Genomic DNA, 14062 nt, shown 5'->3' with positions numbered 1-14062 from the left:
GCACCAGCTGTGCCGGGTGCAGCCGGGTCTCGGCCACCAGGCGACGCATCGCCGGGGTGGTCCGGAGTCGACGTAACCGGGTGAACGGTGCACTCATGCCTGCTGCCTCACTGCCTTACGACCTCACTGCGTCACGACCGGGATCGACGAGACTTCTTACGCGGCGGCGGCAGCGCGCCCTCGGCGCGCAGCTGTGCAGCGTGGGAGGCCAACGCGTCGACCAGTTCGGGGACCGAGGCGTTCTCCGGCTGCACGTCAACGCGCAGACCGAACTCCACCGCCGTCTCTGCGGTCTTCGGGCCGATGCACGCCACGATCGTGCGTGCATGCGGCTTGCCCGCGATACCGACCAGGTTGCGGACGGTCGAGCTCGAGGTGAAGCAGACCGCATCGAATCCGCCGGTCTTGATCATCTCGCGGGTCTCGACGGGCGGCGGGGCGGCGCGGACCGTACGGTAGGCGGTCACGTCGTCGATCTCCCAGCCGCGTTCACGCAGACCCTCGGAAAGGGTCTCGGTCGCGATGTCGGCGCGCGGGAGGAGGATACGGTCCACCGGGTCGAAGACCTCGTCGTACGGCGGGAACTCTTCGAGGAGTCCCATCGAGCTCTGCTCCCCGCTCGGCAGCAATTCGGGGTTGACACCGAACGAGCGGACCTTGGCTGCGGTGGCCTCGCCGACACAGGCGATCTTGACACCGGAGAAGGCCCGTGCGTCGAGCCCGAACTCTTCGAACTTCTCCCAGACGGCGCGGACCGCGTTCGTCGAGGTGAACACCACCCACTGGTAGCGGCCGTCGACGAGCCCCTTGACGGCGCGTTCCATCTGCGCGGGGCTACGCGGCGGCTCGACGGCGATCGTCGGCACCTCGCGCGGGATCGCACCGTGCGATTCGAGGCGTTCGCTCATGTCGCCTGCCTGATCCTTGGTGCGCGGCACCAGGACCGTCCAGCCGTACAGCGCTCGCGACTCCCACCACGAGAACTTGGCCCGCGAGCCGACCACTTTGCCGATCGTCAAGACCAAGGGCCCGGCCAGAGCGCTGCCCAGGTCGTTGACCGTGGCGAGCGTGGCCTCGATGGTTCGCTGCGCGCACGTCGTGCCGTTGACGGTGATCGCGACCGGGGTCTGCGGTGCCACCCCGTGTTCGGTCAGTGCACTCGAAAGCTCTGCGAGGTGTCCGGCGGTCGCGTTCAACACGAGCGGGCCGGGCGCTGCGGCCAGCGCCGCCCAGTCGACGTCGCCTCGGACGTCGGCGACGGTGTGTCCGGAGCCGACCGGCATGCCTGCGAAGCTCGGGACGACCGCGTCTGCCGGGATGCCCGGCAGCACCTCGAACGACACCGAGGTGCGGGCGACCGCACTCATCTCGGCGAGTACGGCGTCGGCGCTCATCGGGTCGCCTGCCACGACTCGGACCACGTTGGCCCCGGTCTTTGCCTCGGCGACAAGAGTCTTGGCGACCTGCGCGGGGTCACCGAGCGCGGGGCGGATGACGTCGGGGCCGTCGGGCTCCTTGGCCTCGGCCGCGGCCTCGGCAGCCTTCCGGCCTGCGCGGGTCGGAACGGGCTCGGCTTTGGCGTGCGCCGAACCGATCAGCGCCACGACCCCCGCGGGGACGTCCGGGTCGACGAAGGCCGATGTGGCGTTGACCAGAATGTTCTGCGCTCGCACAGTGAGCAGATCTGGATTCCCCGGACCCGACCCGACGAACAGAATCCGACCGGGTTTAGCATTCTTCGTACGGCTCATGCGTTCGCACTCTCCTGCCCCCGCCCTGGGGGCTGCAGTCCGTTCGGTGCCCCGCTCGCTGACATGAGCACCGACTTGTCCTCTTGCCGGAGTGCAGCGCCGCGCGATCGTGTCCCTACGCCTTGGGCACGTATTCGGCTGCGCCGAGCTCCAGCAGTTCGGCGGCGAGATCCTTACCGAGTTGCGCGGCCCGCTCCAGCGGACCCACTCCCGAAGCGCGGATCACGTCAGATCCGTCCTCGGCCGCCACTCCCGCGCGAAGCGAGAGCTCGGCGAAGATGCGTCCGTCGGAGTCGATCGACTCGACCACCTCTGCGATCGCACCGACCGGAGCAGTGCATCCGGCCTCGAGGGCCGCTAGCACTGCACGCTCGGCGTCGACCGCGACGCGGGTGGACGGGTCGTCCAACTCGGCGAGTATTCTCACCAGTTCGGCATCGTCGGCGAGACACTCGACGGCCAGGGCCCCCTGTGCCGGAGCGGGAAGCATGACCACGGGGTCAAGTGCTTCGGAGACCTCGTCGGCTCGACCGACGCGCACCAGTCCGGCTCGGGCGACCACTACCGCGTCCAGTTCCCCGTTCGCGACTCTGCCCAACCGAGAATCAAGGTTGCCTCTTAGGGGGCGGATTTCCAAACCGAGACCCTGTGCTCTAAGCTGTGCGGCCCGCCGGGGCGACGACGTACCGATCGTCGACCCAGCCGGAAGCTCACCGAGGACCAGTCCACCCCGGCTCACCAGGGCGTCTCTGGGATCGACGCGTTCGGGAACGGCAGCCAGCGCGATGTCCGGCTCGGGTGCGGTCGGGAGATCCTTGTACGAGTGGATGGCGACGTCGCACTCGCCACTGCGCAGCGCGAGCCGGATCGCGGTGGTGAACACCCCGACACCGATCTGCGCGACCGGCGCAGTCGACGTGTCTCCCGCGGTGGTGATGATCGTCAGTTCGGCGGGGTGCCCGTTGGCCGTCAGCCGATCGGCGATCTGCTGCGCCTGGGTGGTCGCGAGCTGCGAACCTCGGGTGCCGATACGGATGGGGCGGTCGCTTGAGGCAGCGTCGGGCACAGTAGCCGTCCTGTCGTGTCGGTTGTGATGAGAGATGTCGTGCGGAGGCGTCAGCGCAAGTCGCGTTCACCGGGTACCGGGATGCCCGCCTCGGAGGCCGACACCGATTCGGCGGCACCGGGTTTGAGTTCGAAGAGCTCACGGAGCGCTTCCGCGTAATGGTCGCCGCGACCGCTGGACGCCAATTGTTTGACGCGCACCGTCGGGGCGTGCAGCAGTTTGTCTGCCACTCGCCGGACGGTCTTCGCGACCTCGTCGCGCTGGGCCTTGTCGAGATCGGGGAGGCGGGACTGCAGCCGCAGGATCTCGCCCTCGACCACGTCGGCCGCCTGCTGGCGGAGTGCCGCCACCGTCGGCGTCACCGCGGCCTGGCGCTGCGCCGCCAGATACTCGGCGAGTTCGTCCGCGACGATGGAGCGGGCGGCGACCGCGTCGGCTTGCGCCGCCTTGGTCTCCTGGTCTTCGCGAAGCCCTTCGATGTCGACGACGTACACACCGGGCAATTTGACGACGGCGGCGTCGACGTCACGCGGGATGCCGAGATCGCAGATCATGAGCGGAGCCGGGTTGACACGCTGTTTGAGCGCCGAGTGCACGGCCGCGACATCGATGACCGAACTGACCGAGCCGGTACACGTGACCACGACGTCGGCGTCGGTCATCGCGTCACTGAGATCCTCGACGTCGCGCCCCACCGCGGTGACGCCATACCGCTCGCCGACGGTGGCGGCCACTTCGACCGCGCGCTCGGACGTACGGTTGACGACCGTTAAATGCTCGACGCCGTCGCTTGCGAGTCGGCTCGTCGCGAGCGAGCCCATGGCGCCCGCGCCGAACACGACGGCGCGCTTCATCGGCCCGTGCCCGGCAGACACGTTGCGCAGGGTAGACGCCCGATGCAGTGCCACCGACACGACCGACGCTCCGGCACGGTCGATGTCCGTCTCGTGGTGGACGCGTTTGCCCACCCGCAACGCCTGTTGAGCCAGTTCGTGCAGGGTTCGGCCAGCCGACTTATGGTGATCGGCCTCGGTGTACGCGGTCCGGATCTGACCGAGGATCTGCTGTTCGCCGACGACCATCGAATCGAGGCCCGCCGCGACGGTGAACAGGTGTTCGACGGCGGCCTCCGAGTACCGAACGTACGCGTGGCCGGTCAGTTCGGCGACCGTCATGCCGGTGTGATTACCGAAGACGTCGCCGACGGCCTCGAGTGCCGGGTGGAACGCCTCGACGACGGCATAGACCTCGACCCTATTGCAGGTCGAGACCAGCATCGCTTCGGAGATCGCCGGCGACTGGACGAGCGCTTCGACGAGTTTCGGACGCTCGGTGTCGGAGACGGTGAGTCGTTCGAGGACCGACACCGGAGCGCTCCGATGGGACACTCCGAACAACAAGACACTCACTGCATCGCCCGTTTCCCGCCCACCGAGCCGATAGCGCCCCTGCGGCGCCCTCGTGGTGGGCACATGTGTCTCCAGGCTAGATCACTGAGTGCCCGGATTGCACCCCAACCCGTAGGTGACAAGACAGACAGTAAGTCATCGGGCGGTTAACGGCGGGTGTCGAGATCGGCGCGCAGCCGAGGTTCGTCGACCTCCCAGTAGCTGTGTTCCTCGCCGTCGAGGACGATCACGGGCACTCGGTCGCCGTACTCGGCACGCGGAAACACCTCGCCCGCTTCAGCGGCCGCGTCGACGTCGATGATCGACGGTTCGATCCCGTAGTCCGCGAGAACGGTTCGCAGATGCTGCTCGGCTGCGGCGCACGCGTGGCATCCGGCACGCGTCATCAGTTCCACGGTGACGTTCATGGTCTCGATTGTGCCAGCGTGCTGCGGCGGTGTCGCTCAACGGAACCGCCGGGCGTCCGCCGCGATAGGCTGGCTGCAGTGCACGGTGGAGCTCCGCTCGCAACGAATGGGAGGTGGCCGATGAGCCGCGATTGGATCGATCCCGATCAGGAGATCGCCCCCGACGACCTCGAGGACGGCGACGATCTGCGCGAGGCGGCCGAGCTCGAAGCCGAGCAGTTCGACGTCGACCACGCCGAGGATCCCGACGGCGACGACGTCCGCCACGACCGCGACGGTGCGCGGCTGCACGTCGAGGACGTGACGTCCGACGACGAGTGGGAGGGGCCGACCGAGGACGACGAGTTCCATCGGATGACGGCGTGGCTCAACAAGCGGGCGGGCAGGTTCCGGCAGACCGCCGAGGAACTCCGTCAGACGCTGGCGGGCGAGGCGTCTGCGCGCGCCGCGATCGAGTCGCTCGGCAATCGGATCCACGTCGATCAGCCTGGGCAGGTGCGCGATCTGACGGCTGCCGCCTTCTTCGACGTCGACAACACCCTGGTGCACGGCGCGTCGATAGTCCTGTTCGCGCGCGGCCTGGCCCAACGCAAGTACTTCGCCTACAGCGACATCGCGAATGTGGCGTGGCAGCAGGTCAAATTCCGTCTCACCGGCCGGGAGAACATGGACGACGTCGCATCCGGTCGCGACAAAGCGCTGTCGTTCATCGCCGGTCGGGAGACTTCCGAACTCGTGCAGCTGGGTGAAGACATCTACGACGAGTTCATCGCCGACAAGATCTGGCCTGCGACCGCGGCCCTCGCGCAACGACACCTCGACGCGGGCCAACAGGTGTGGCTGGTGACGGCGACCCCCGTCGAGCTCGCACAGACCATCGCCAAGCGCCTCGGGCTCACGGGTGCTCTCGGTACCGTCGCCGAGAGCGTCGACGGACGGTTCACCGGGCGTCTGGTCGGCGACATCCTGCACGGCGCCGGCAAGGCGCACGCCGTCCGGTCCATCGCAGTACGCGAAGGCCTGGACCTGAAGCGCTGCACCGCATACTCCGACTCGCACAACGATGTCCCGATGCTCTCGCTGGTCGGCAACGCCGTCGCGATCAATCCGGACGCCGACCTCCGGGAGGTCGCTCGGGTCCGCGGCTGGGAGCAGTACGACTTCCGTACCGCCCGCAAGGCGGCGAAGTACGGAGCGCGTTCGGCGATGGTTCTCGGTGCGGCGGGCGGAGCGGCCGCAGCAGCGACGCGCGTTCTGCGCAAGCGGCGCTAGTCGCGCGACCTCACGGCGCCGGTCGCACCGTAGGAGCCGTCATCCCAGGTACACGCTGCCGCGCCTGCTCAGCATGCGGAACAGTGTCTGTTGGATCTCTTCGCGGACGTGGTCGGTGACGTCGAAGACGACCATCGGGTCGTCGGCGGCCTGTTCGTCGTAGCCGTCGGTGACGATCGGCTTGCCGAAGTGGATGTGCCACTTGGACGGCAGGGGGATGGCGCCGAGCGGGCCGAGCCACGGGAACAGCGGAGTCACCGGAAAATAAGGGAGACCGAGCGCCCGAGCCACCGGCTTCAGGTCGGCGATCATCGGATAAATCTCCTCGGAGCCGACGATCGACACCGGGACGATCGGAGCCTGGGTGCGGATTGCCGTCGTCACGAATCCGCCGCGCCCGAAACGCTGCAGCTTGTAACGGTCTTTGTACAGCTTGCCGATGCCTTTGTAGCCTTCGGGCCACACGGCGGTCAGTTCGCCGCGGCGCAGCAGCGCCTCCGCGTCGGTGTTGCAGGCGAGGGTGGCCCCGGCCTTGCGTGCCAGATCGCCGACGACGGGAGTCTCGAACGCCATGTCCGCAGCCAGAATCCGTAGATACCGCTCGTTGGGGTGGTTGTCGCGGACGGCGAGCGAGGTGATGACCGCGTCAACCGGGACCGACCCCGCATGGTTGGCGACGAGCAGCGCTCCCCCGGTCGACGGCAGGTTCTCGATACCGGTCACTTCGACGCGGAACCAGTTCTGGTAGATCGGCCGCAGCGCCGGAAACCAGACGGATTCGGCGAAGTGCGGGTCGAAACCGAAGTCGTCGACGGTGTAGTCGCCGGTCATGCGTTCCCGGATGAATCCCGATGTCGCGATGAGTGAGTCGGCGACCGCGCCGCGGATCCCACTGAGACTGAACAGCGGAGAGTGCGCGACGGGCGCCTCCGGCGTCGGCGGCGGTTCGTCGTTCAACTCGATCCCGTCTCGGAGCGGGGTGACCGGTGCCGGCGGGGGACCGAATCCGTCGGTGTTCGGGTGCCCCGCCGGGGCGCGACCTCCGCTTCGGGGGTCGGTGTAGAGGGCGATCACTTTCGCCGTCCGCGCATCGCCGGACTCGCCTGCTGGTGTCATCGTCCCCCCTCCCTGCTGTCGCGCCCTACACTCTGTCGCGTCGGCCGTGACGCCGCGCTAGTGCCCGGTGCTGTTGCGATGTGTGTCTCGGCGTCCATCGTACGTGCGCACAGCCGTGTCACTGCAGCGCGGTCGCTGCCACGACGGCCCGCGCTTCCAGGTCACGCCACGCGGTTGCGGGCACCAGCGGCGTGGTCTTTCCACGAGTGATGAAGTCGTCGAGGGTCTGCGCGGACGTGTACTTGGGTTCGAAGCCGAACTCGGTCCGCATCCGGGTGTTGTCCAGCACACGGCCGTACGTCAGATATGCGGTCGTACCCGTCCTCATCGACGGCAGCGAGCCGTCGCGCAGGACGCCGATGATCGGCTGGATCATGCTTGCGGCGACGGGCATCCGGATGTGTCCGGCTCGGCTCACCGCCTGGGCGAGGCTCACGATGCCGTCGCCCGCGACGTTGAACGTGCCGGGCCTCGCGTCGAGGGTGGCGTGTTCGAGTGCGGCCAGGGCATCCTCTTCGTGCAGGAACTGCAGCCGCGGCGAATAGCCGAACGCGGTCGGCACCACCGGCATCGACAAGTACGATCCGACGCGCGTCTTGATACGCGGACCCAGCATCGACTGGTACCGCAGGATCGTCACGTCGATGTCCTGCCGCCGACGCGCTAGACCGCGAACGTAGCCTTCCACGTCGATGAGGTCGCGACCGTAGCCTCCCTTGGGTTCCCGGCGCGCGCGGGTCCCTTCGGCGAACATGGCGGGATCACTGCTGCTCGCCCCGTAGACCATCGACGTGGAACGCAGAATGAGCCTCTTCACCGAAGGACTCCGCTGGCAGGCCGCACACACCTGCATCGAGCCGACCACGTTGAGTTCTTTGATGGCTGCCGAATGCTCTGCCGAGTCCATGATCGACGTGGCGGTGTGCACCACCGTGTCGACATCGTACGTGGCGATGGCCTTCGCGATGGCCGGCCGACGGATGTCCAGGCGCAGGAACTCGGCGCGTCCCATCCGCCGCATCAGATCTTTGCTCGGAATGCGGGAGTCGACGGCGACGACGCGCTCGATCGCCGGATTCGCCGCCAGACGCGCGACCAGGTACCCGCCGAGGAACGACGACGCACCGGTCACCAGGACCGAACGCGGGATGGCCGGCTCGTCGCCGTCAGATTCTCGCATCATGCGACCAGACTAAGGGGCTCGGCTCCGATCGACCAGCAGCCAGACCCAGCCAGCGCATTAGGTACCGATAACGAAGAACCCGCCCGGTGAGGGGCGGGTCTTCGATCACTTGCCGAGTTTACGACGCTGCACTCGTGTGCGGCGGAGCAGCTTGCGGTGCTTCTTCTTCGACATGCGCTTGCGGCGCTTCTTGATAACGGAACCCATGGGGCTCTCCCTCACGATCGATCGGATTACTTGCCGCCCCGTGGACCGGCAATGCTTGACGGGGCCGTCGCCGACTCATGACATCCTCGCGGATACCGGGGCGACAGCGACCTGGTGGTCGATCTTACCGCTCCGGTGAACACGAGACGAAATCGGGAGGCGATGGCACCCCGGCTCGAACCGGCTCGGACGTGCGTGAACCGCCTGCCGCACCGAGCGGCAGGCGGTGGTTCTCACGCGTTACGGGCGACTAGCCTGCGTCGAAGTACGACGTCTCCAGGTACTCGTGAACGGCCTTCGCATGCACGCGGAACGACCGTCCCACGCGAACTGCGGGCAGTTCTCCGTTGTGAACGAGTCGGTACACGGTCATCTTCGAGACGCGCATCAGGGATGCGACCTCTGCGACAGTGAGGAACTGCGACGCAGACGATGCGTTCGCAACTCCACGGTCGGCGAAGTCGTTCCGTTCTCCCGGCTTTTCTGCAGCCATGAATTTATAACCTCCGGTGCACGCATCGCGGCCACCGGCTTCCCCTCCGGCGGACATCAGACACGTACGTGCTGCGAGCAGCTTAGCGTGGCGGATGTGATTAGTGCGACGTGAGTGGCTTAAAAATAGCCGGATTCAGCGACGCAGGCTCCCGCTGATCGCCATCACCGCTGGCAGCGGCATTATTGCCCGCCGACAACCGATTCGGGTGTGAACGGCGATGCGGGCCGCGAACCCTCAACGTCGGGTCGACGTGCCATGCGTGCACTGGCCTCGGCACAGGCCGACGCCGCCTCGTTGACCGCGTGCCGCAGGCCGTGCCGCTCGAACTCGCGGAGCGCCGCCGCAGTGGTCCCGCCCGGCGACGTCACCGCCGCTCGAAGATCGACAGAGGTGAGCCCAGACTCCGCGAGGAGCACCCCCGCCCCCTTCACCGTCTGGACCGCGAGTTCGGCCGACTGCGCACGTGTGAGACCCAACGAGACGCCTGCGTCGATCATCGCCTCGACCATCAAGAAGAAGTAGGCGGGCCCCGAACCCGAGATCGCGGTGACTGCGTCGAGGGACTTCTCCGGGACCACCATCACCTTGCCGACCGTTTCCAGGAGTCGGACGGTGACCGCTACCTGATCGTCGTTCGCGTAGCGCCCTGGGCTGACCGCGCACATCGCCTCGTTGACCAGCATCGGCGTGTTCGGCATGACGCGGATGACCGGGGACCCGGCGGGCAGCGCCGCCTCGTAGCGGCTCGTCGGGAGCCCGGCAACGAGAGTCACCGTGACCCGCTCGTCGTCGCTGTTGTCGTCCGCCTTGCCCAGCGCCTGGAGGACGCCGTCGACGGCATCGGGCTTCACCGCGATGAACAGGACCTGCGCCCCGTCTGCTGCGTCGGCGATGTCGTCGGTGACGCGCACCCCGTAGTCGTCGACGATCTCCGCGGACCGCTCTGCGACGCGCTCCACGACCACCAGGTCGCGGATCGGCTTGCCCGAATTGATCAGACCGGCCAGAAGCGCCTCGCCGATCTTTCCCCCGCCGACGATCGCTACGCGCTCGCTCATGTGATCACTTGCCTTTCGTTGACTGAGACATCGGTGTCAGTTGGGAATCAGTGCCAGTTGTCGGGACTGTGCGACGACGGCCCCGGTCGAGTCGAGCACCACGTGATCCTCGTCGAACATGCCCTTGCCGACCTCATGCGTCGACGTCTCGAACCGCAGCCAGCCCGCGGCGGGCCTGCGTCGTACATAGGTCGTCAACTGCACCGTCGGCGCCCAACCGAACATTCCGAGGTTCATCAGTACCGGCGGCGACACGTCGCAGACCAGCACCGGGAAGTCGCGGTCCAGGTCGGCGTCTTGGTCGGCGGCGTCCTTCGGCCGAATCCATCCGCGGACCACCGGGTCGCCCCGTTCGCCACGTGCGGCGGCGAACGTCGCGGCGTCGAGCACCAGGTCGAGCGCCCGACCGAGGTGCATGATGCCGCCGAGCGCGGTGTCGTCGACCGTCAGGCCGTCGTCTGCGGGTTCGCTCGGCAGGCCGCCTAGCAGATCGGGTGCCCGGTAGATCGCATCGCCTGCGTCCACCCGTCCGAGAGTCACCGTGGACGACACCATGGTGCGTCCGCCCTGCGTCACGTCGACCTTGGCGAGACTCACCGTGCGTCCGCGTTTCACGATCGACACGGCGACGTCGACCTCCGCGGGATCGGGCGCCGCGAGATAGTCGCTGGCGACCGCGATCGCCGAGACCCCTTCCAACGCGGTACGCGCGTCGGGATCGGCGAGGTCGAGCAACGCCTCGCGGGCCGCCTTCGCGGCCAGCATCTGGACGCTGCCGCCGTGCACCTTCGGGCCTATCGTGAACGTCGGATCGATCCTCGCCCGGTAGACGAGGTCGTGCATACCCGTGTGGTCGGTCCGACGGAGATCGAGCAACTCTCCCAACTTGGTCATCGAATGCCTTTCACCACGTCGCGGTGCAAGTGGGTGCGAGCGAACTCCAGCGATCGCGCGAGCATCGCGGCACGTTCGTTCTTGGTCCGCGCCGATGTGGTGTGCACCTCGAGCACCACGGAGCCGTCGAAGTCGCCTGCGGCGAGACCGTTGCATATCTCTATGCACGGCTGTGAGCCATCTCCCGGGATCAGGTGCTCGTCGTGCGCGGCACCGGTTCCGTCGGTCAGATGCAGGTGTTTGAGGCCGGAGCCCATGCGCGCGGCCATCGCCAGCGCATCGTGGCCTGCGGTCGCGACATGCGATAGATCGAGGGTGTAGTTGTCATAACCGCTCAGGGTCGGGTCGATGGGTTTACCGAACGCCGACGCACTGACCCCCGGCCCGCCGCGGCGGGCCATGCGCTGCGACGACGTCGAGCCGCCGCCGAACAGCCGGTCGGCCCGCATCGGGAACATGTTCTCCACCGCGACAGATATCCCGGACGACGCTTCGAGCCCGGTGACGAGGTCGTCGAATGCGGCCACGTAGTCGCGTTGCCAGCGGAACGGCGGATGCACGACGACGGTCGAGGCCCCGAGGTCCTCCGCGGCCTGCACCGAGCGCACTAGCTTGGCCTTCGGATCGCGCCCCCACACGCGCTGCGAGATCAGTAGACACGGCGCATGCACCGACAGCACCGGGACCTGGTACTTCTGCGACAGGTAGGCGACCTGGCCGACGTCCTGGCTGACGGAGTCTCCCCAGACCATGAGTTCGACGCCGTCGAAGCCTAAGTCAGCTGCGTAGCCGAACGCCGCCTCGGTGTTCTGCGGATACACGGAGGCCGTCGAAAGGCCGACCGGGATCTGGAACTGCAATCGGGTCAAGGCGCGCGCACTACGGTTGCGCCGCGAGTAGGACGAGCGGCCCGATGGTCACCACCATGCCGACGCCGAGCGCCAGCAGAGTCGTCGGCAGATCCCGCTTACGCAGGATGTGAGCGAACGTGACGATTGCAAAGATCACGACGATGGCCAAGATCAGCGCCAGATAGACGTACCGCTTCCAGAGTTCGGTGAATCCCCAGAACAGGCCGGCGCCGACTGCGAGGCCGAGAATGAGCTCGCCGACGAACACCAGCCACCCCAGTACCGGCGACGTGCCCTCCGACTCGGTGCCGTCCTCCGCGTGCGTGCCCTCGTCGGTGTCACCGGCGGTGGCCGAACGCTCCGGGACCGTGCGGTCCGGCGCCGTGTGAGCAGCGTCGTGCGTGCCTGCGCCACGCGCCTCGGGGTCGCGGACGTCAGGATCACGGACGTCGGGGCCCACCGGTTCGATCGTCTGTGTCGGTTGCTCACCTAGCGCCACGGCCCCGGCGGGCTGCTCGGCGTCCTTCTGCCCGGTCTTGTTCTGGCCGACCTCCTCTGGCTCGGGCGTGTCCTTCTCCGCCCGGCGAGCGGCCTTCCGCTCGGCTTTCCGCGCCTTGCGCGCAGCACGACCGCCCAGGATGGAGCCGCCCGCCGCCACCGCGCCTACCGCGCCCGCGACCTTCGACGTCTTCGCGCCACCGCTCGAATCGGCGTCGTCGTCCGACACGTCTTCGGAGCGGGCACCGGTCTCGTCATCGGGGTCGGTCTCATCCTCGACGGTGTCATCGCCGCGCCGATCATCCGCGCGATCGTCGACCACCGGGATCGTCGCCGTCTCTTCGAACGGAGACGACTCGTCGGCGCGGCGCACCTGAATCATCGAAGACGAGTCGGCCTGGACGCTGCGGTACTCGGTAGCAGGCAGATCCTGGTCGAGGAAGTCGTCAGCGTCGGCTGCGCGAACACTGCCGGGCTCCACGTCCGGGTTATCGGACACCACGGGAATGATGCCTGTCACGGCGTTCGCATCCGATCCGCGATCGGATGTCGTCGGCGGCGAGTAGCCAGGCATCCCGCTTGCGCCGATCGTCCGGGACGCTCTGGAGCCGTCAGCCTTCTCAGGCGCCCGGTACGACGGCATTCCCGACGCGGTCGGGCCTGCCGTCGAGGGGTCGCGCCGATCGGTGCGTCGCACCGACATCGACTCCGAGCGGGGAAACGCGTCGTCGCCTTCGGATCGCGCGATCAGCTCGGACACGGTGATCGGCTTCGACTCCGGTTCGGATTTGTCCGCCATGTGGTGGCTCCGTCCTAGTCGTCAGTTGATGGTCTGGTGTTGCTCTGGCCTGGTGCTGGGGTCGAGATCAAGCGATGGTCATGGCGCCTGCGGGCTCGGAATCGAGGCGACGCAGGATGACCCCTTCCCGCAGTGCCCACGGACAGATATCGAGTGTATCTACTCCGAGTGCGCGCATCGCGGTCTCGGCGATCAGCGCGCCAGCCACAATCTGTGGAGCGCGGTCGGCACTGACCCCTTCGAGCTCGGCGCGGTCGGCCGTCGTCATCCTCGAGATGAAGGCGGTGAGCTGCCGCAGACCACTCACCGTCAGCGTCCGTTTGACGCGCGGACCGGCACCGGACGGCGCGGCTCCGGTCAGTCGAGCGAGCGAGCGAAAGGTCTTCGACGATCCGACTGCGAGATCGGCCTTGCCTGGGGCGCGCAACTGCTTGGCAGGCTCTTTCAGTTCGGCGTCCAGCCAGTCACGGAGCACGGAGACGCGACGTCGGCTCGGCGGGTCGCCCTGCAGCCATTCGCGGGTCAGTCGACCCGCACCGAGCGGCAGCGAGAGCGCCACATCCGGCTCCTCGTCGACGCCGTTGGACATCTCCAGGCTTCCGCCGCCGATGTCCAGCGCGAGGATGCGCCCGGCACTCCAGCCGTACCAACGCCGGACGGCGAGCGAGGTGAGGCGAGCTTCGTCGACACCGTGCAGCACTTCGATGTCCAGACCCGAAGCCTCCTTGACCTTCCGGAGGACGTCGTCGCAGTTGGTCGCGTCCCGGACGGCGGACGTCGCGAACGCCATGATCTGTTCGCACCCCGACGAGTTCGCGATCCGCGTGAACTCGGTCGTCGTGTCGACGAGCGCCTTCGACCCCGAATCGCGCATTCGGCCGTCGTCATCGATTTCCTCGGCCAGCCGCAGCACAGCCTTGGTCGAACTCATCGGACTGGGATGACCACCCCGATGCGCATCGACAACCAGTAGATGCACGGTGTTGCTGCCCACGTCGAGCACTCCTAGTCGCACCGGTTCAAACTACTCGGCGATGCACATCGACGCGAGTCAA

Annotated in this window: 13 protein-coding genes and 1 pseudogene; 1 reads left to right on the top strand and 13 read right to left on the bottom strand. The window is 67.5% G+C overall.

Annotated features, from left to right (window positions below):
* Nucleotides 1–131 precede the first annotated feature (131 nt).
* The 4 genes from ACTIMF_RS10685 to ACTIMF_RS10670 all read right to left on the bottom strand — a co-directional run bounded on the left by ACTIMF_RS10685 (nucleotide 132) and on the right by ACTIMF_RS10670 (nucleotide 4633).
* Nucleotides 132–1751 (bottom strand): uroporphyrinogen-III synthase, encoded by a 1620-nt coding sequence (locus tag ACTIMF_RS10685; RefSeq protein WP_442350263.1) that lies wholly within the window; start codon nucleotides 1749–1751, stop codon nucleotides 132–134.
* 115 nt (nucleotides 1752–1866) lie between these two features.
* Nucleotides 1867–2817, bottom strand: a complete 951-nt coding sequence (hemC, locus tag ACTIMF_RS10680; RefSeq protein WP_442350262.1) for a hydroxymethylbilane synthase — start codon at nucleotides 2815–2817, stop codon at nucleotides 1867–1869.
* Nucleotides 2818–2867: 50 nt separating this feature from the next.
* On the bottom strand, nucleotides 2868–4226 hold the full coding sequence (locus ACTIMF_RS10675; RefSeq protein ID WP_442350269.1) for a glutamyl-tRNA reductase: 1359 nt from the start codon (nucleotides 4224–4226) through the stop codon (nucleotides 2868–2870).
* Nucleotides 4227–4372: 146 nt separating this feature from the next.
* On the bottom strand, nucleotides 4373–4633 hold the full coding sequence (locus ACTIMF_RS10670; RefSeq protein WP_442350261.1) for a glutaredoxin family protein: 261 nt from the start codon (nucleotides 4631–4633) through the stop codon (nucleotides 4373–4375).
* Nucleotides 4634–4753: 120 nt separating this feature from the next.
* Between ACTIMF_RS10670 and ACTIMF_RS10665 the strand changes: the two genes are divergently transcribed.
* The gene (locus ACTIMF_RS10665) at nucleotides 4754–5905 is read left to right on the top strand and encodes an HAD family hydrolase (RefSeq protein WP_442350260.1); all 1152 of its coding nucleotides are present in this window, start codon (nucleotides 4754–4756) and stop codon (nucleotides 5903–5905) included.
* A 39-nt stretch (nucleotides 5906–5944) separates the two neighbouring features.
* Here the strand turns inward: ACTIMF_RS10665 and ACTIMF_RS10660 are convergent, their stop codons facing one another.
* The 9 genes and pseudogenes from ACTIMF_RS10660 to ACTIMF_RS10620 form a co-directional block, all read right to left on the bottom strand.
* Nucleotides 5945–7021 (bottom strand): lysophospholipid acyltransferase family protein, encoded by a 1077-nt coding sequence (locus ACTIMF_RS10660; protein ID WP_442350259.1) that lies wholly within the window; start codon nucleotides 7019–7021, stop codon nucleotides 5945–5947.
* 118 nt (nucleotides 7022–7139) lie between these two features.
* Nucleotides 7140–8204: an NAD-dependent epimerase/dehydratase family protein gene (locus ACTIMF_RS10655; RefSeq protein WP_442350258.1), complete on the bottom strand. Its 1065-nt coding sequence runs from the start codon at nucleotides 8202–8204 to the stop codon at nucleotides 7140–7142.
* 105 nt (nucleotides 8205–8309) lie between these two features.
* On the bottom strand, nucleotides 8310–8411 hold the full coding sequence (locus tag ACTIMF_RS10650; RefSeq protein ID WP_003402602.1) for a 30S ribosomal protein bS22: 102 nt from the start codon (nucleotides 8409–8411) through the stop codon (nucleotides 8310–8312).
* 250 nt (nucleotides 8412–8661) lie between these two features.
* Nucleotides 8662–8904 (bottom strand): helix-turn-helix domain-containing protein, encoded by a 243-nt coding sequence (locus ACTIMF_RS10645; protein WP_008377474.1) that lies wholly within the window; start codon nucleotides 8902–8904, stop codon nucleotides 8662–8664.
* A gap of 182 nt (nucleotides 8905–9086) precedes the next feature.
* Nucleotides 9087–9980 (bottom strand): annotated as a pseudogene (gene proC / locus ACTIMF_RS10640) (pyrroline-5-carboxylate reductase); the annotation flags it as partial.
* Between the two features lie 21 nt (nucleotides 9981–10001).
* Nucleotides 10002–10859 (bottom strand): thioesterase family protein, encoded by an 858-nt coding sequence (locus ACTIMF_RS10635; RefSeq protein ID WP_442350257.1) that lies wholly within the window; start codon nucleotides 10857–10859, stop codon nucleotides 10002–10004.
* Complete coding sequence (locus ACTIMF_RS10630) at nucleotides 10856–11719, bottom strand: sugar phosphate isomerase/epimerase family protein (RefSeq protein ID WP_442350268.1); 864 nt, start codon at nucleotides 11717–11719, stop codon at nucleotides 10856–10858. The genes ACTIMF_RS10635 and ACTIMF_RS10630 overlap by 4 nt, the downstream gene beginning before the upstream one ends.
* A 19-nt stretch (nucleotides 11720–11738) precedes the next feature.
* Nucleotides 11739–13007 (bottom strand): hypothetical protein, encoded by a 1269-nt coding sequence (locus ACTIMF_RS10625; RefSeq protein ID WP_442350256.1) that lies wholly within the window; start codon nucleotides 13005–13007, stop codon nucleotides 11739–11741.
* Nucleotides 13008–13074: 67 nt separating this feature from the next.
* Complete coding sequence (locus tag ACTIMF_RS10620; RefSeq protein WP_442350255.1) at nucleotides 13075–14022, bottom strand: Ppx/GppA phosphatase family protein; 948 nt, start codon at nucleotides 14020–14022, stop codon at nucleotides 13075–13077.
* Between the last annotated feature and the right edge of the window lie 40 nt (nucleotides 14023–14062).

Origin of the sequence: Gordonia sp. (in: high G+C Gram-positive bacteria), assembly GCF_052106715.1 — a bacterium.
Taxonomy (GTDB): Bacteria; Actinomycetota; Actinomycetes; order Mycobacteriales; family Mycobacteriaceae; genus Gordonia.
Note: the sequence above shows the minus strand (reverse complement) of the source record. Positions and strands in the feature narration are given on the sequence as shown.

Bases quoted from the DNA above. Each gene is read 5' to 3' on its own strand.
- ACTIMF_RS10685 (WP_442350263.1), bottom strand. From the start codon at position 1,751: ATGAGCCGTACGAAGAATGCTAAACCCGGTCGGATTCTGTTCGTCGGG.
- ACTIMF_RS10670 (WP_442350261.1), bottom strand. From the start codon at position 4,633: ATGAACGTCACCGTGGAACTGATGACGCGTGCCGGATGCCACGCGTGC.
- ACTIMF_RS10665 (WP_442350260.1), top strand. From the start codon at position 4,754: ATGAGCCGCGATTGGATCGATCCCGATCAGGAGATCGCCCCCGACGAC.
- ACTIMF_RS10660 (WP_442350259.1), bottom strand. From the start codon at position 7,021: ATGACACCAGCAGGCGAGTCCGGCGATGCGCGGACGGCGAAAGTGATC.
- ACTIMF_RS10655 (WP_442350258.1), bottom strand. From the start codon at position 8,204: ATGATGCGAGAATCTGACGGCGACGAGCCGGCCATCCCGCGTTCGGTC.
- ACTIMF_RS10650 (WP_003402602.1), bottom strand. From the start codon at position 8,411: ATGGGTTCCGTTATCAAGAAGCGCCGCAAGCGCATGTCGAAGAAGAAG.
- ACTIMF_RS10645 (WP_008377474.1), bottom strand. From the start codon at position 8,904: ATGGCTGCAGAAAAGCCGGGAGAACGGAACGACTTCGCCGACCGTGGA.
- ACTIMF_RS10635 (WP_442350257.1), bottom strand. From the start codon at position 10,859: ATGACCAAGTTGGGAGAGTTGCTCGATCTCCGTCGGACCGACCACACG.
- ACTIMF_RS10625 (WP_442350256.1), bottom strand. From the start codon at position 13,007: ATGGCGGACAAATCCGAACCGGAGTCGAAGCCGATCACCGTGTCCGAG.